The following is a 17726-nucleotide window of genomic DNA, read 5'->3' on the forward strand; positions in this document are numbered from 1 at the left end:
CATTTATTTGGAGTATGTATGCCGAGTGACTTAATAAAAGGGGTTAATGAAGAATATTTTAATACGGAAAAACCTGTTAAAACCTTTTTACACCTTTTCAAAAACCAAAAAATAAATATTATATTTTCCGCTCTTTTTTTTATTGTAAAAAACAGTCCTGCATGGGCACTGCCCATTGTAACAGCAAATATTATCAACTACCTTTCAAATGCTTTGCAGCAACCGCAAAACAGGGCGGCTGAAATAAAAATGATTATTATTAACTTGGCGGTATTCGGCGTGCTTGCCCTGCAAAATATTTTAACGCATACACTGTTCATTTATTTTTTAGCAAAGGCGGTGCGTAATATCGAAGCAAATTTGCGGCTTTCTATTATCAGGCGGCTGCAGCAGCTTTCCGTCGCTTTCCACGATAAAACAAGCTCAGGCGCAATTCAGGCAAAAGTTTTACGCGATGTTGAATCGATTCGAAGTGTGATAATGGTACTGATGAACATGTATCTGCCGGCGTTTGCCTCTTTTATCCTTGCTTTTTCGGTAACCATGTACAAGGCGCCGATTATCTCACTCGTGTATGCGGCGGCAATTCCCATCGTCCTCCTTTTGATGAAACTATTCAGAGGCAGAATGAAGCGCACCAATGCGGTGTTGCGGCATGATATGGAGGAGATGACATCGGAAGTGTCCGAAATGATTGCGATGCTGCCGGTTACCAAGGCGCACGGCTTGGAAGATGCCGAGATTGCCAAAATGGAAAAAAAATTTAAATTCGTATTTCAAAACGGCATGAAGCTTGACATTGTAAGCGCCGTGTTCGGCTCCGCAAACTGGGTTGCCTTTCAATTTCTGCAAATTGCCTGTCTGGTGATCACCGTCAGCTTTGCGCTTGCTGGAAAAATCGGCACCGGCGATGTAATCCTGTATCATGGTTTTTTTAACCTTGTGCTCGGCTCAGTTGCAACAATTATCAATGCCTATCCCGACATAACGCGGGGTATGGAAGCTATCCGCTCCATCGGCGATATTCTGGAATCGGACGAGATTGAATTTAACGAAACAAAGCCTACGGTGCAAAAGGTTTCCGGCTTGGTGCGTTTTGAAAACGTGTCGTTCCGCTATCCCGATTTGCAAATGCACGCCCTTGATAACATAAACTTTACCGTGCAAGCGGGCGAAACCGTTGCCTTTGTCGGAGAGTCTGGATCGGGTAAATCAACCATCATGCAGCTTATCATGGGCTTGCGCCATCCGCAGGAAGGAAGGGTTGTCATTGATGACTTTGACCTTGCGGAAGTAAACCTGCAAAGCTTCCGCAAACACATTGCCGTCGTGCCGCAATCGGTGGTGCTTTTTTCAGGCTCAATCCAAGACAATATTACCTACGGGCTTCCAAACGTCGGCGATGAAGCAATTCTCCGCGCAGCGAAACTTGCCAACGCCCTTGAGTTTATCGAAAAACTTCCCGAAGGCTTTCAAACCAAAGTAGGGGAGCACGGCGCAAAACTTTCCGGCGGGCAGCGCCAACGTATTGCCATCGCCCGTGCCCTTATCAGAAATCCCGACATTCTCATTTTTGATGAAGCAACGTCAGCCCTCGATGTTATTTCCGAAAAACTGGTGCAGGATGCCATTGATACCATGGTCAAAGGCAAAACCTGTTTTATTGTTGCGCACCGGCTTTCCACCATCCGCAGCGCGGACAAACTCTTTGTGCTGCGTAAGGGCGAAATTGTTGAAAGCGGTACCTACCAAGAACTTATTAACGCAAACGGCGAATTTGCCCGCTTGCAAAGTTTACAAACTCGTTAATGCCTCATTCTGTAATTAACTTCCTGTTATAAAAAGGAGCCCGACACGGCGCAACGGCGAACCCTTGGAATTTTATCTTTGGTTCGCCTACGAGTTTTGCCTGTTTACAATAACGTGTCAGGCAAAACATCGCTTGGAATTGAGCAACGGTGAGCAAACTTACCATAGGGCAAAGCGTTAATAATTTGCCTCCGCTTTGCCAACGAGTTTAAAAGCTTCAATTTTATAATTTACTGTTGATGCTTTTAAACATCGTTTTGCATTCCTATTTTGCCGTCCGTGGTAAAATAATACCTTGCGAGTCCTGGTTGCGCTGGGAGATCAGGTAAAACATCGGTTGGTTTTTGCAGGATGTTTCATACTTACTACAAGAACTCCTTTTTTATACTGGAATAAAATTAGAAAAAATGGTATTCTTGCTCTATTATTTTTTAGATTATTGAGATGGGAGTAAGTGATGTATAAACCGGTAGATCCGAAGGTCAATTTTGCAAAACAGGAAGAAGATGTTCTGAAGTTTTGGAAAGAGCATGGTACTTTTCAAAAATCGATAGATCAACGGAAAGGGGCAAAAGAGTATGTTTTTTTTGATGGGCCCCCTTTTGCAACCGGATTGCCGCATTTCGGACATTTTGTGCCGAGTACGATTAAAGATATTATTCCTCGATATAAGACCATGCAGGGTCATAAGGTGGAACGCCGTTTCGGTTGGGATTGTCACGGTTTGCCGGTGGAAAATCTTATTGAACAAGAGCTGGGACTGAATTCTAAAACGGATATTGAAACTTACGGCATTGATAAATTTAATGAAGCATGCCGCGAAAGTGTGTTACGGTATGTAAAAGAATGGCGTGAGACAATTACCCGGCTCGGCCGCTGGGTTGATTTTGACAATGATTATAAAACCATGGAGCCGGCGTATATGGAATCCATTTGGTGGATTATGAAGCAGCTTTGGGAAAAAGGCTTACTATATGAAGGCCATTATATTCTTCCCTACTGCCCGCGCTGTTCGACGGTTTTGTCCAATCATGAGCTGAACTTAGGCGGTTATCAGGATGTACATGACCCGGCAATTACCGTGCGTTTTAAGTGTTTGTTTGCGGTGCGGGGCAGCGCTGCGCAAAAAGCGTTTGCAAAAAATCCTTTGCCGAAAAACAGCTATTTGATTGCGTGGACAACTACCCCGTGGACCCTTCCGAGCAATCTCGGCTTAGCCTTAGGGGCGGATATTGACTATGTGTTGGTAAAAGACGGAGATGAGCATTATATTCTCGCGGAACACAGGCTTCCCGCGTATTACAAAGAGCCTGAAAAATGCACAATACTGTGGAAGAAAAAGGGAGCCGAGCTTGAAGGCTTGCGCTACGAGCCGCTTTTCCCCTATTTTGCCCATTTGGGAGTAAAAGAGGACGGCTCTTCCGATGGTGCGGGGCGGGGCGCCTTTCAAACATTGCTTGGAGACTTTGTTTCTACCGAAGACGGTACCGGCATTGTGCACACCGCCCCCGGATTCGGTGAAGAAGATAATCTTGTCTTTAAGGATTCCGGCGTGCCGGTTATTTGCCCGATTGATGCGGAGTGTAAATTCACGCAGGAAGTCAGTGATTATCAAGGTATGTTTGTAAAAGATGCGGATAAGTTAATCATGGAGCGGTTAAAAAGCGAAGGAAAGCTGGTAAAGCGCGAGCAAATACTCCACGCGTATCCGCATTGCTGGCGCTGTTCAAGTCCGCTTATTTATCGGGCAATCGGCAGTTGGTTTGTTTCGGTAGAAAAAATTAAAGAAAATCTTCTAAAGGCAAACGAACAAATTACGTGGCAGCCTGCGCATATTAAAAACGGGCGCTTCGGGAAATGGCTTGAAGGAGCGCGCGACTGGGCAATAAGCAGAAACCGCTACTGGGGAAATCCTTTACCCATCTGGAAATGCCCCGACTGTGGCAAAACAATCTGTGTGGGCAGTAGAGAAGAACTTGAAAAACTTTCCGGTACTTATCCGGAAGATTTACATAAGCATTTTGTTGATCGCATTACTATTCCTTGTGCATGCGGCGGCACCATGCAAAGAATCCCCGAAGTGCTTGACTGCTGGTTTGAGTCAGGCTCAATGCCGTATGCGCAGGAGCATTATCCGTTTGAGCGCAAAGAGTATTTTGAGGCGCATTTCCCCGCGGATTTTATTTCGGAGGGGCTTGATCAAACGCGCGGCTGGTTTTACACGCTCACCGTATTGGCGGCAGCTCTTTTTGATAAACCCGCTTTTCAAAATTGCGTGGTTACCGGCTTGGTGCTTGCGGCGGACGGAAAGAAGATGTCTAAATCGCTGCGCAACTATACCGATCCGAACACGGTGGTAAACGAATTCGGTGCGGATGCCCTGCGTTTATTCCTCATGCACTCTTCGGTGGTAAAAGCAGATGACTTAAAGTATTCCGATGAGGGCGTGCGCGATGTGCTCAAAAGTATTCTTATTCCGCTTTGGAACAGTTATAGTTTTTATGTTACGTATGCAAATATCGATAAGGTTACGCCTCCCGCGCACGCAAAGCTTGACGGAAAGGACAAGGGCATTAAAGAATTCCTCAGCCATGTTACCAATCCTTTAGACCGCTGGATTCTTTCCATTACCGAAAAGCTGGTGTTTGATGTAACCGCCGCAATGGATGCCTATGACCTTTCAAAGGCGATTGATCCGATTGTTTCGTATATTGACCAATTAAACAACTGGTACATTCGCCGCTCCCGCCGCCGCTTTTGGAAGAGCGAGAATGACGGCGATAAGGCGCAAGCTTACGAAACCTTGTACCGGGCAATTAAGAAATTCACCCTTGTGGCGGCTCCGGTTGTTCCGTTTATTACCGAAACCATCTGGCAAAATCTGCGCACCGATGAAGACCCGGAATCCGTGCATCTTGCCGATTATCCGGTGTATGAACCCGCGGCACGGGATGCTGCGCTTGAGTTTAAAATGGAAACGGTGCAAAAGGCGGTTTCGATGGGGCGATCGCTTCGCTATCAGTTTAATCTGAAAATCAGACAGCCGCTTAAGGCGGTGGAAATTGTTACCCGCAATACTGAGGAAAAGCGCGTGCTCTTGGAAATGGAAGACAGCATTATCGACGAGCTGAATGTCAAAGAAGTGAAATTCCATGAAAAAGAGGATGAGCTGGTAGAGTATACGGCAAAGGCTAATTTTAAAGTATTGGGCAAAGAACTTGGAGCAAAGATGAAGGAAGCCGCCGGCGTTATCGAAAAGCTGAATTCGCAGGAAATACAGAGCTTGCTTGAAGGGGCTTCGCTCAGTCTTGACATAAGCGGGCATACGCTTGAACTTACCGCGGATAAAATCATCATCAACAGAATCGAGAAGGATTCGCTTAAGGTTATTAACGAAGGCACCTTAACGGTTGGACTCGATACCGAAATCAGCGAAGAGCTGTTACTTGAAGGCTATGTCAGAGATTTAGTGCGGGGTATCCAAAACTTGCGGAAAGAGCGCGGACTTGCGGTAACCGATCGGATACAGCTTGTTGCCGGATCAAAAAGTACGGACTCAGCGCAATTGCAAAAAGCCTTTGATGTATTCAAAGACTATATTATGAACGAGACGCTTGCAACAAAGGCTGCTTGGCTTGTAGCTTCCGAGCTTCCTGCAGACTGTATTACTATAGAAGTCGGTGATGTGTCATGGGAGGTAAATCTTGAAAAAGCATAATTTTCCACGTCTCTTTTTTCTCCTTTTTTCTGTACTCTTTTTTTCTTCTTGTGCCACAAAAGCGTGGAAAGGAACTTTTAACCCTCTCGGACTTATAGGGCCTGACGCGGATATGTATATGTATATTCCGGTAGCGCCAAATAAAGCGCTTTTATACGAGATACTTGAGGGAAATAATAATGCAAAAGATATAAAAAAAGTTTTAAACAGAACAAAGGCTGTATATGCGGGCTTTTTTATTGAAAGTAATGAGTTTAGAATTTGCAGCAGCGGCGGATATCCGTTTTCATTAACCAATATGCTGTTTCCTAAATCAAAGGGATGGAAGCCGGGTAAAACCGCAAAAGGAATACGGTATTATCAGAGCGGATACATGGACATTTCGATTCCTTCCGGAAACACCGCCTGTGTAGTACTCGGTTCCACCGCTCGGCAGGATATGAATGATTTTTTAGCAAAACTGGATAATCCTCAGCCGGTAAGCTTGAGTTCACGGTTTGAGGCGCTTATGAATGCGAGTGATGCTGCACCGAAAAAAAATATCGGCGTTTTTATTACCAATAGTCAGTATTTTTTAGCAAAGGTTACCGGTATTGCAAACCTTGATTTACCGCTCGGTGCTATTGAAATGCATGTAATAAAGAAAGAAAAAACAAACGACTATACGTATTCGCTTTCCGTTGAGGCGGATAATAATCGAGCAGCTTTTGCAGTGAGATTTTTACTTGCAAAAGTACTAAACGGAAAAATAGGCGGCACAGGAAATTCTATCACCGTTGAAGACGGAACAATTCCAAGCGAAAAACTTGCCGCTCTTATCAAAACTTTGTATCTTCATTGATATAAAAATAAACCGAATACTTCTTCCTATTTTGAGATGGGGAGAAGTATTCGTTAATTTTAACATCAGTTTAATGGAGAATAGTATGCCAACCTATGAGTATATCTGCGATTCTTGCGGAAATGATTTTGAAGTAGTTAAAAAATTTTCAGATGCGCCTGAAAAAAGCTGCCCTAAATGCGGTATGCCGGTTCGCCAAGTGTTTTCAGCAAATTTTGGAATAAACTTTACCGGAAGCGGATTTTATACAACTGACACTGCAAAACAAAAATCAAATGATACTGTACAAGCGACTTCGTCTTGTTTACAACAAGGACATAAGAGTTGTTGCGCCTGTCATGCACATAACGAATGAAAAAAGTTCCGGTTTTTTTTTGTGAAAATTGCGGCGGTACGGTGCGGCGCGATACAAAGGTGTGCCCGCATTGCGGCAGGTTTTTTGCTTCCGTGCGTTGTCCGCGATGCAATTATACGGGAAATGCCGATGAATTTAGGGAAGGGTGCCCTTCTTGTGGCTATGCCTTCCCGCAAGAAAAAAAATTTCAAAAGCCTAAATATCGTGCGCGCAAGAGAGGGAAAGAAAGTCAGGATTCTCTTCCTTTTTGGATTTATTTTTTAGTTATCGCGCTTTGTTGCGGACTTGCGCTAGCGTTTATTTTTTATTTATAAAAAAATTAATTGTTGCCCGATCCTTTTCATTACGAGGAGAGAATGCGAGCCTCAATCCGTTTTTTGCGCAAAGCACCTTACACGTAAGCTTGAGAATGCGCTGATCCATTTTTAATGAGCAATTTTCGAGAATCTGATTTTCTTCAATATTTCCGACGCTGGAAGGAATATCTGGATTAAAATCAAAATAGTGTTCGGTCAGTTTTTCTATTCTGCCAGTGATAATTGCATCATTTAAAGGGTTTGTAAACATAAAATTAAGAGCTTTTTCTTCCGGAAGCAATGGAACATCCGTTTTTGGAATTTGTTTATACCTCAAAAAAATATTTCGTAGTGCCTCATTGCTTTGTGCAGCCGGATTTTCATAGTTAATAATCGCTTGTACGCCTATTTTTGTTGCTTTATCCGCATCAAGCGAAGTGAAGTCGGAATTTACCAGCAACAAAATAAGCATATCATTCTTTGAAGTATCCCAGCGGATATGCTGGGTTATCACCTTCCAATGGCGCGGAAAATCTACCGCATTAATAAATATCGCATCGGGAGCAATTTCTTCAATATTGTCCAAAGCTTTTACCGCCGATCGATAATGAATAAAATCAAAACCGTATGTGTTGGCAAAGCGGATAATGCCGGAAAAAATATTTTCTTCTTCGGCTATTAGAATCGCCTTCATTCACTCGGTTCCTAAGTTTTCGACGCTGTAATTATTTACATACCAAATACCGTCCCTTGATGAAAGGTAATAGGTAAAGCGTTTTTTCTCTTTAAAATTTCGATATGAGAACCATTCAAGAACGCGCACTTCAGCATCGGTTGCGGTGTACGTTGTTTGCTCGATATGAAAATCAACCGGAATCATTGCAATATCTTTATCAATCCGCTCCTGAGTTAATTCATGTTTGTAGGTATCAATCATGTTATACCTGCCCGATTCTGATTCCGCCTTGAAACGGCGGCTTCGTGCAGGATCACGAGAAAGCATTTTATGAAGGTCGAGGTAAAGAAAAAACTGTTCCCAGCGGGATTTTTGCCGAGCAGTGAGAATATACGCAATTACCTGATCAGGAGGAATGGGTAATGGTTGTAAAACCTCTCCCGTCACCGGAGAAACAGGCAATGCTCCAAGTGCTGCCGGTCCCGGGGCCGGTTGTACTTCAAGTGTTAATCTGTTTGAGGGAATAACAGGATGTACATCTTGAAAACCTCTTTTTAACTCAGGATAAAAATTAAGACTTACCAAGTACATAGCGGGAGAATCTATTTGAATATAATCTTTTAGATTTTCTATAAAGGAATAAGTTTCTCCCGGTTCAATGCTGATTTCTCTAAAATATACTTGAACATTTGTGTTTCGTTTTTGCATCCACACATCGGTATGTGGGAGGATTCGATTTTGTACGGTTAAAACCGAAAAATCAATACTGAAAGAGCGATCTTCGGCAAGTTTAAATCGAAGCGTATCCGTTCCCGTATTTGTAATGGAAACTCTGATAAAAATCGGTTCCGAGTCGCTATCTCCCGGAAAATATATCCTGCGGTCATAAAATTTGATAGCAACGGAGGCTTTTCCGTCTATCTGCGGCTCAGACTCTTCTGCACCAACTGCACAAATATAAAAACAGCTTAACAATATAAAAATAATCTTTTTCACGATTACATTCCTTCTTACATTTTAATATCGGCAAAAAATCTTTTTTCATTAGAAATTATACCCGCTTCGGTAAAACAAGAAAAGCCCTTGTCCCAGGTCGTACGCATGAACAAGGGGCTGCCGCTCTTTGAATCCCGCTTTGGAATACTGATTCCAAACGATGTTTTAAAGCATCAACACAAAACTGTAAAATTGAAGCTTTAAAACTCGTTGGCGAACCAAAGGTACAAGAAAAATAATTGAATTATCAAAAAAACGCTGTAATAGTTTTGGTCATGCAACGTTTTTTTAAAATCGTCAATATTCAAAAAAGAAGAGAATGTTCAACATGTTTTTTCATGTATGAGTTCTGAAGTTTTTTACAAGAAAAAGCATAAAATAAGTATTTTTTTAAAATCAGAAAAAATAATTAGTTTTTGAATTGACATAAAGCGGCCTTTTAGGATATTATGCCGCTTTGTACAGGGAAGATTAGCTCATTTGGATAGAGCGTTGGCCTCCGGAGCCAAAGGCGGCGGGTTCGAATCCCGCATCTTCCATAAAAAAAGGCGGACGTAAGCCCGCCTTTTTTTATTCTGTTTTATTTTTCAGAATTTGTACTTTATTTTCCTTCATTGCTGATGGTTTTCAGCACTTCCAAAGCACGATTTCTGACCGGTGTAACGTAATTATAATTTCCCGCAATACCCATAATGGCTTCAATCATTTCCTTTTTATTTTTGACGTTCGGTGCAAGTTTTTCATAGGTATTTAAAACCTCAAAAGCCAAAGAACTGGTCGGATTGATGATAGAAAATTTACGATTAATCCAGTTAATCATCTCGATTGTTTCATCGTTATTATTAATCCCGATTTCTCCGAGAGACCTTATCGCCGTAGTTATAACCAAAGGCTCATTATCCGCATACATTACTTTCATTAATGTATCTTTTGATTTTTCTGTCGGAATTTTTGCTAAAAGAGCACATGCTTTTACCCGTATATCAGGATAATTGTTGATAACTCTTCCTCCTTCTCTTACAACGGTAGAAAGTCCGATTGTTGCAAGAGAATCAAGGGCTGCTTGGATTTCTTCAGAATCGCCTCTTCCGCCTTCTACAGCATTTTCAATGTACTGAAGCGCCACAAGTTTGGCATCTCTTCCTTCGCTTTGCACCATTTCTTTAATGATAACACCCTCAATTGAATGCAAGTACGCTTCTTCTACGGTAATGATGTCGTTAGATTTCTGCTTGCTTTCGGAGTTTTTCGCTCCGCCGTCTTGCGCAAAAAGAGCGGTCATTGAAAAGATCGTAAAAACAGCCAAAGTTAAAAATAGTTTGATTCGCATAGTTTGCGTTCTCCTTTTATTTCTAAATTTATTTACGGTGTTTAAATATTTTTTACACCTGTTATTTATTTTCGAGTATTTTCCCGCTAAAGTCAAGAGGAATCTTTATTTAGGGAACCAACTTCCATAAATTTTTTATTTTTTCTATTTTGTATACAAGCAGTTGTCTATCCGATTTCCCGTCATTCATAATAACATTTACTTTAGAAGGACTTAGAAATTCAATAGAATCTACCCGTATTTTTTGTCGAGAGGGGACAAAAACATAGGTAAAATAATCTTGTAAGTTATTCAACCGGATTCCTTTGATCGGAAGAGACTCCGAGCTACTTTGCAAAACAGAAGGTTGTGAGTATACTTTTTTATACTCATCTGAAAGAACTTCCAACCATTCCTTATAATTTTGCTCAGAGGTTATTCTATTTAAGTTTGCAACAACCTTTTCTATTTCGCACTTTGTTTCATCGTATTTCTTTCGGGTTATGGTTACTGCACCGAAAGAGGCTACAACATCTTCAGAAGAATCCTGTGCTTTAACCGCCGGTTCAGGTTTAGGCTCCGGTTCAGGTTCCGGAGTAGGGGCGGGCTGGATAATTTCAGGCTCAGGCTGTACCGCAATTTCTTTATCTGTAGCACAGCTTACAAAAAGAAAAATAGATACTATTGCTATCATCGAAAATCTATAGTGTTTCATAATTTGTATTTTACACCTCTTTTACACGAAGGTCAAATGCTTTACGCATTGTTTTTAATCAGTGCTCGTAGAAAAATTCCTTATCAATTAAAGAAGCGTCGATAGTAAAAACCGAGGAGTAAAAACGCCCTTTGCAAAAAAAAAATTCTTTTGCAAAGGGCTATATACAATCAAGAGGCTTTAACTCGATACCAATATCAGATTGTGCCGTCCCAGGTACTTACCGCATCGGAGTGAATTTCATGTTCGTCAAACCAATGGGTGGTAACAACCTTTGTTTCGGTAAAAAAGCGGTAGCCGTCTTTTCCGAGCGTATGAAGATCTCCGAAAAAAGACTCCTTATGCCCTGAAAAAGGAAACATGCCGACCGGCACCGGAATGCCGACATTGATGCCGACCATACCTCCATCGGTATGCCGTGCAAATTCCCGCGCATAATAACCGTTTTGCGTATAAATCACTGAGCCGTTTGCAAAAGGATTTCTGTTCATAAGTGCTAACCCTTCTTCAAAGGTTTTTACCCGCTTAATACACAGAACAGGACCGAAAATCTCCTGCGTGCCAACCGTCATTTCTTCGGTTACGTAATCAAGAATAGTGGGGCCAAGGTAAAAGCCTTTTTCAAAGCCCGGAACAACATAATTTCGCCCGTCAAGCACTAATTTTGCGCCTTCCGCAATACCTTTTTCAATCCACTGCACAATTGATTCTTTATGCGGGGCATTCACAACCGGCCCAAGCTTGGAACTCTTATCGTATGCACAGCCGACCTTCAGCTTTTCGGCAAGCTCCTTTATCGCCTGCACAAGTTTATCCGCAATCCCTTCCTGAGCAACTACCACCGGAAGCGCCATACAGCGCTCGCCCGCACAACCGTACGAAGCATTAATAATGCCTGCGGCCGTCCGCTTAATAGGCGCATCATTTAACACAAGTGCGTGATTTTTTGCCTCGCAAAGTGCCTGCACCCGTTTTCCGGTCGCCGCCGCCGTTGTGTAAATATGCTTGCCGACAGACGTTGAGCCGACAAAGGTAATCGCTTTTACATCCTTATGCGTAAGCAGTATTTCCGCCTCATTGCGGCTGCAGGTAATAATGTTAATAACGCCGTCGGGTAACCCCGCCTCCTTATACAACTCGGCAATGCGCAGCGCGGACTGCGGCGTAAAAGTCGCTGCCTTTAAGACAATCGTATTTCCGCAGGCAATACAAATCGGCGTCATCCACCCCATCGGAATCATCGCGGGAAAATTAAACGGAATAATGCCCGCACAAACACCGATAGGCTCACGGTACAACACTGAATCGTAGCCGACTGCGGCGTCCATCAAACTTTCGCCCATCAGCAAAGAAGGCGCCGCAATTGCCTGCTCGGTTCCCTCCTTTGCCTTCAGCACATCACCTTGCGCCTCATCCCACGCCTTTCCGTTTTCCAGCGCAACAAGATGCGTTAACTCATCCATATGCTCAATCAAAAGATCGCGCAGCTTATACAAAATCTGCACCCGCTTTAAAACAGGAGTCGCCGACCATTCGGGAAAAGCTTTTTTTGCCGCCGCAATCGCCTGCTTCACCTCATCCGCTGTGCAGCAGGGCACCTTTGCAATCACCGCCCCGGTACTGGGGTCATACGCATCGCTGAATTTCCCGGTCTTTGAATCCACAAAAGAACCGCCGATAAAAGGCTTTAAAACCTTGACATCTGCCATTTGTTTATCACACCTCCATAAAAAAGTTTTTCGATATAAAGTTTTATACAAATTTTTTACTCATTTTCTATTAAACATTCCCAAACAAAACATACGGGCGTGCCCCGAAACTCCGCTTATAATTCTCCTACGCTCCGTTTCGGGTCGCGTGCTCCGCTTGTATCTTGGCTGCCTTTCTGCTTTTGAGGTGCAATGCTTCTCGTTACCTCGAAGATTGCCTTTGCATAAACCGAAGGCAGCTCAAGGATACCGCTGCGCCCGCTCACGCATTTGCAGGCTGCCTAAATTAAAACGTTACCAGCTTTCCCGTCTTAAAAGATTCGGTGCATTTTCCTGCAATAATCGAGATAGCCGTTCCGTCATACACACTCACATTCGGTTTTCTGTTTTCAATAATGCAGCGTACAAATTCCTGCACTTCATTCACATAGGCTGAGGAAAAACGCTCTTGAAAATTTTCAGAGCATTCTTTGCGCACGCCGTGTGTGTCAAGAATCTCTACCAGATTTTTTTGCGGTACCGAAGCAATCCGCAGGGTTGCTTTAGTACCGATAATTTCGGTTTCGACATTATAGCCGTGCGGAGCAGTTCTGCCAGCAAACAAAAACGCCATTGCCTCATTTTTGAATTTCATTAAACAGGAAACATTATCGCCGTCCTCGTATTTTGCAAACTCCGGATACGCATAGCAGCCGCCAATCGCATACACCGACTCGGGCTCGCTTTCAAGCATCCAGCGCGCAAGGTCAATATCATGAGAGGACATGTCATAAAACTCGCCTCCGCTATGGGGCGCAAAGGCAATAGCTCCGTCAATACATTTAATCGGATCCTGACTGTATGAACGGAATAAAACAGGGCGTCCGATTTCTCCGGCAGCGATTTTTTGTTTTGCATACATATAGGATTCATCAAAGCGGCGCATAAACCCGAGCATAAACACTTTGTCGGGATGCGCTTCAACCGCTTTTTCGGCAAGCGTACATTCTTCCAAACTGGTGCCGAGCGGTTTTTCACAAAACACATGTTTGCCCGCGTGTAATGCTTCCGAAATATGTTTGCAGTGCAGCGCAGAAGGCGAAACGATTACAATTGCATCAAGCTCTTTTATGGCGATAAGCTCTTCAAATGAGGTACAGGTTTTTTCTACCCGAAGCTCTTGTGCTGCCTTGTGAAGTTTTTGCTCGTCCATGTCGCAGAGTGCGTATAACTCTGCATCGGCAATTTTGCCGGCAATGTTTTTTGCGTGTTCCAATCCGAGTCTGCCCAAACCGATAGAACCGATTTTAATTTGTTTCATTTTTGTCTCCTTAAGCCGAAACAATACCGTATGCGTGCAAACCGCTTATTTTTTTCCTCGGTTTTTGCGCATATCTACAATTACCGCAGCGACGATGATAACGCCCTCTGCTATTTGCTGCCAGTATGAGCTTACCGAAAGCAGGGTCAAACCGTTACGCAATACGGAAATTAACAGCGCTCCAATAACCGCTCCCCAAATGGTGCCTATGCCGCCGGTATGGCTGGTGCCGCCGACAGTTGTTGCGGCAACTGCGGTTAACTCATATCCGGTTGCCGCAGAGGGGTGCATACTTCCCGCTCTTCCCGCGTATACGATCGCTGCAACGCTGGCGAGTAAACCGCAGTATGCGTAAATAATAATGAGCGTCCTACTCACGTTTACCCCGGAAATTTCGGCGGCGCGCTTATTTCCGCCGAGTGCGTAAACCGCTTTTCCGAACTTTGTATTATGTAATAGCACCCACGAAATCAGTATCATAAAAATATATACCAGAACGGCTACCGGAATATAGCCAAAAATTTTTCCCTGGCCAATGCTGTCAAAGGCGGGAAGCAGATTGCTGATCGGAATTCCGCCGGTGTATACCAAGACAAGTCCGCGTGCAACCGTGTGCATACCGAGTGTTGCAATGAACGGCGGAATTTTTGTTGCCGCAATCAGCCAGCCGTTTAATGCCCCCGAAAGGCTGCCCACAAGCAAGCAAAGCAAAATGGGCACAATCAAAGGCATTTGTCCCATGTTCGGAAAATATTTTTGACTTGCTCCCGACACTTGGGCGAAGCTTGCGGCAACACAGCCTGCTAATGCTAAAACCGAACCTACCGATAAATCTATTCCCTGAGAGGTAATTACAAAGGTCATCCCCAAGGCTAATATTCCGTAAATTGCAGTTTGACTGAGCACATTAAAAAGATTGGTTACGCCGAGGAATCGCGGGTTCAAAATTGATATTACGATTATCATAATAATCAATACCAATACAATTCCGTAGGTTTGAATCAAAGACGCAAGTTTTTTTGTGTCAATCGTATTTGCTGTTTTGCCGTTCATTCGTTAGTCTCCTTTATTATGCACGTAATTTATACAAGCAGATCCGCTTTATCGGATGCGTATGCCATAATGATATCTTGTGTCAGATTTTTATTTTCAAGAATACCGGTTACATGTCCTTCGCTGACAACCATGACCTTATCGCTCATGCCCAGTATTTCGGGGATTTCAGAAGAAATCATAATAACCGCCTTTCCTTGTCCTGCAAGCAAACTGATAAATTTATGAATTTCCGATTTAGCTCCTACATCAATTCCCCGTGTCGGTTCATCTAAGATGAGAATATCAGGTTCGGTTAAAAGCCATCGTGCAATTAAAACCTTTTGCTGATTTCCGCCAGACAAAAATTGAATTTGTTGAGCCATATTCGGTGTTTTTATGTTAAGAGACTGAATATAGTCAATACAATCTTTCAGTATGTTTTTTTTATTTAAAATCCCGAGTTTATTAATATAACTGTCAATATGAGACATGATGATATTATCACTTACCGAAAGAACGGGGAAAATTCCCGACAAGCGTCTGTCTTCCGTTAATAATGCGATTTTATGTTTTATTGCATCTCTCGGATTTTTTATCCGTATTTCTTCCCCTGCAATTTTTATTGTTCCGCTTGTTGCCGGTCTTATGCCGAAAATTGTTTCGATAATTTCTGTTCTGCCCGAACCGACCAATCCGGCAATTCCGAGAATTTCGCCTTTTCTCAACGAGAACGAAACATCCGAAAAATGTTTTCCGTCGCTGAGATTTTCAACCGATAAAATCTCTTCGCCCTGTTCGCAGGGAATTTTTGGAAACATATTGTTGACGGAGCGGCCGACCATTTCGGTTATCATTTGTTCCATTGATAATTTTTTTGTGTCATGAGTTGCAATAAATTTTCCGTCTCTGAATATGCTCACCGAATCGGTTATCCGACTAATTTCATCAAGCTTATGTGTGATATAAATAATACTCTTTCCTTCGGATTTTAATTTGGTGATTACTTCAAAAAGTTTTTCTATTTCTCTGTCGGTTAGGGCGGATGTCGGTTCATCCATTATAATGAGTTTTGCATCATATGAGATAGCTTTTGCAATTTCAACCATTTGTATTTTTGCAACGGTCAGGGCTCCTACCTTTGTTTTAGGATTTTCGGATAAGTCTACCTGTTGCAAAATTGCTTCTGTCATCTCGTACATTTTTTTATGATTTACCAAACCGAATTTATTCAGCGGTTCGCGTCCGAGCCAGATGTTTTCCATGATCGGCCGTTCCGCTACCGGTGAAAGCTCTTGGTGAATCATTGAAATTCCCCATGACAAGGCTTCCGCCGGACTATACTGCAGAGGTAAGGTTTTTCCGTCAAATATGATTTCTCCCGAAGTTACCGGCTGAATACCGATCAGGCATTTCATCAACGTTGATTTTCCCGCTCCGTTTTCTCCCATCAACGCATGCACTTCTCCTCGTTTTACATGTAAGTGTACATCATCAAGTGCCCGCACTCCCGGGAAAAATTTTGAAATGTTATTCATTTGCAGTATGTATTCATTTTCACTCATCTTTTACCTCTTGCATTTTAACAGGTGCCAACCTTTGCGTTGCGTGCAGCTTATTGTGTTTTGTACAATGTATGGATAGCGGCACAATAAGCTGCTGCTGCACAGGGTTACGTTTTTTTAATACACTTTGTAACATTCGTATAATGCTTTGTAATTAACTCCTCTGTACTCATCGAGGCATTAACAGGGCTTATAGGGTTAGCATTCCTATGGTAAATTGCTCACCGTAGGCGAAACGAAGGTAGAAATTCCAAGGTCTCGCCCTTGTGCCGTGTCAAGCTCTTTTTATAAAATTTTTTACAATTCGTATGAGGTAATTAAAAAACTGATTAAGGTATCAAAAAAACGCTCTACTACTCATTCAGCAACGGTGAATCCTTATCTACCAGTTTAAAGGGAACCCATGTGATTTTTTCGGGGGTGTTTCCTTTAATTGCGGAAGTGATAACCGAAGCCGCTCCGCCGCCCTGACCTTTTGAGTCTTGGAATACGGTTGCTGCCATGCTGCCGTCACGAACTGCCGCTTTACCGTCTGCGGTTGCATCTACACCTAAAACAAAAACATCGTTTCTGCCTGCCGCCTGCAGTGCTTTAATAGCGCCTAAAGCCATTTCATCATTGTTGGATAAAATAGCGTTGAGCTTTGTGCCATAGGTGGTAATCCAGTTTTCGGTAACGGTAACTGCTTGGTCACGCTGCCAGTTTGCGGTTTGTTCCACAAGAATTTTAATGTCAGGATATTTTGCCGTAAGAACTTCTTTGTTTCCTTCGGTTCTTTTTAATGCACCTTCGTTGCCTAAAATACCGACAAGTATTGCAACGCCGCCTTTACCGCCAAGCAACTCTCCGACTCGGTCACCTTGTAATTGTCCTGCCACAATTTCTTGGGAACCTACGTAGTACACTCCGTCCGGCATGGATTGCTCTTTTCCGGCAAACGGATTGCGGTTGACATAGCAAAGCGGTATTTTTGCGTTGCGCGCTGCATTGGTAATTGCATCCATGGAGCTTGTGTCTACCGGAACAACAATTAAGCCGTCAACACCTTTTGCAATAAAACTATTGACTTGGTCTTGTTGCTTAATGGCGTCTTCTGTTGCATCGGTAACCTCGATTTGTCCGCCGGCGGAAGAAATCGTTTGTTTTGCCGCATCAAGGATGTAGGTTTGGAATGTATCATTCAAATTGTTGATACAGTATCCTACGACAAAGCTTCCACTTTTTTTTGTGTCGGTTTGTGCAGTTTCTTCTTTTTCTGAACAACCTACAAACAGCAGTGATAGTGCAACTAAAATTAATCCTGCTTTTTTTACCGTTTTCATAAAACAGCCCTCCTTGTATCTTTTGATACAAAATAAATAAAATAATGGTTTAACTTTGAGCGTTCAGAATTTTTCGCTTAAAG

The 17726-nt window shown here is 42.9% G+C and carries 15 protein-coding genes and 1 tRNA gene; 6 read left to right on the forward strand and 10 right to left on the reverse strand.

Features of this window, described 5'->3' with window-relative positions; genetic code table 11:
• Nucleotides 1-18 precede the first annotated feature (18 nt).
• From FUT79_RS07360 to FUT79_RS15530, 5 genes are all read left to right on the forward strand, one after another.
• Nucleotides 19-1809, forward strand: a complete 1791-nt coding sequence (locus FUT79_RS07360) for an ABC transporter ATP-binding protein (protein WP_148889454.1) — start codon at nt 19-21, stop codon at nt 1807-1809.
• Nucleotides 1810-2266: 457 nt separating this feature from the next.
• Nucleotides 2267-5527 carry an isoleucine--tRNA ligase gene (ileS, locus tag FUT79_RS07365; RefSeq protein ID WP_148889456.1) on the forward strand — a complete coding sequence of 1087 codons (3261 nt, stop codon included), beginning with the start codon at nt 2267-2269 and terminating at the stop codon, nt 5525-5527.
• Nucleotides 5514-6368 (forward strand): hypothetical protein, encoded by an 855-nt coding sequence (locus FUT79_RS07370; RefSeq protein ID WP_002694836.1) that lies wholly within the window; start codon nt 5514-5516, stop codon nt 6366-6368. Before ileS ends, FUT79_RS07370 begins: the two co-directional genes overlap by 14 nt.
• 85 nt (nt 6369-6453) lie before the next feature.
• Nucleotides 6454-6723: an FmdB family zinc ribbon protein gene (locus FUT79_RS07375; protein WP_024753592.1), complete on the forward strand. Its 270-nt coding sequence runs from the start codon at nt 6454-6456 to the stop codon at nt 6721-6723.
• Nucleotides 6720-7037, forward strand: coding sequence for a double zinc ribbon domain-containing protein (locus tag FUT79_RS15530; protein WP_024753593.1), 318 nt, complete (start codon nt 6720-6722; stop codon nt 7035-7037). The genes FUT79_RS07375 and FUT79_RS15530 overlap by 4 nt, the downstream gene beginning before the upstream one ends.
• Here FUT79_RS15530 and FUT79_RS07385 read toward each other — a convergent pair.
• Entirely contained in the window at nt 7021-7713 is a 693-nt protein-coding gene (locus tag FUT79_RS07385; RefSeq protein WP_024753594.1) for a hypothetical protein, read from the reverse strand. The two genes, FUT79_RS15530 and FUT79_RS07385, sit on opposite strands and share 17 nt — an antisense overlap.
• Nucleotides 7714-8691: a hypothetical protein gene (locus FUT79_RS07390; protein WP_024753595.1), complete on the reverse strand. Its 978-nt coding sequence runs from the start codon at nt 8689-8691 to the stop codon at nt 7714-7716.
• Nucleotides 8692-9156: 465 nt separating this feature from the next.
• Here FUT79_RS07390 and FUT79_RS07395 point away from each other — a divergent pair.
• Nucleotides 9157-9230: transfer RNA gene (locus FUT79_RS07395), tRNA-Arg, on the forward strand.
• Nucleotides 9231-9292: 62 nt separating this feature from the next.
• Here the strand turns inward: FUT79_RS07395 and FUT79_RS07400 are convergent.
• From FUT79_RS07400 to FUT79_RS07430, 8 genes are all read right to left on the reverse strand, one after another.
• Nucleotides 9293-10021 carry a HEAT repeat domain-containing protein gene (locus FUT79_RS07400; RefSeq protein ID WP_024753596.1) on the reverse strand — a complete coding sequence of 243 codons (729 nt, stop codon included), beginning with the start codon at nt 10019-10021 and terminating at the stop codon, nt 9293-9295.
• A 109-nt stretch (nt 10022-10130) separates the two neighbouring features.
• On the reverse strand, nt 10131-10715 hold the full coding sequence (locus FUT79_RS07405) for a hypothetical protein (protein WP_148878910.1): 585 nt from the start codon (nt 10713-10715) through the stop codon (nt 10131-10133).
• A gap of 197 nt (nt 10716-10912) precedes the next feature.
• Entirely contained in the window at nt 10913-12424 is a 1512-nt protein-coding gene (locus FUT79_RS07410; protein ID WP_024753598.1) for a CoA-acylating methylmalonate-semialdehyde dehydrogenase, read from the reverse strand.
• A gap of 116 nt (nt 12425-12540) precedes the next feature.
• Nucleotides 12541-12690 (reverse strand): hypothetical protein, encoded by a 150-nt coding sequence (locus FUT79_RS15085; protein WP_002699125.1) that lies wholly within the window; start codon nt 12688-12690, stop codon nt 12541-12543.
• A gap of 20 nt (nt 12691-12710) precedes the next feature.
• The gene (iolG, locus tag FUT79_RS07415; protein WP_024753599.1) at nt 12711-13724 is read right to left on the reverse strand and encodes an inositol 2-dehydrogenase; all 1014 of its coding nucleotides are present in this window, start codon (nt 13722-13724) and stop codon (nt 12711-12713) included.
• Nucleotides 13725-13769: 45 nt separating this feature from the next.
• A complete protein-coding gene (locus FUT79_RS07420; RefSeq protein WP_024753600.1) occupies nt 13770-14777 on the reverse strand; it encodes an ABC transporter permease in 1008 nt (335 codons plus the stop codon).
• Between the two features lie 29 nt (nt 14778-14806).
• On the reverse strand, nt 14807-16321 hold the full coding sequence (locus FUT79_RS07425; protein WP_044634540.1) for a sugar ABC transporter ATP-binding protein: 1515 nt from the start codon (nt 16319-16321) through the stop codon (nt 14807-14809).
• 353 nt (nt 16322-16674) lie between these two features.
• The gene (locus FUT79_RS07430) at nt 16675-17643 is read right to left on the reverse strand and encodes a substrate-binding domain-containing protein (protein WP_024753602.1); all 969 of its coding nucleotides are present in this window, start codon (nt 17641-17643) and stop codon (nt 16675-16677) included.
• Between the last annotated feature and the right edge of the window lie 83 nt (nt 17644-17726).

The sequence above is a fragment of the Treponema phagedenis genome (assembly GCF_008153345.1).
GTDB classification, from domain to species: domain Bacteria; phylum Spirochaetota; class Spirochaetia; order Treponematales; family Treponemataceae; genus Treponema; species Treponema phagedenis.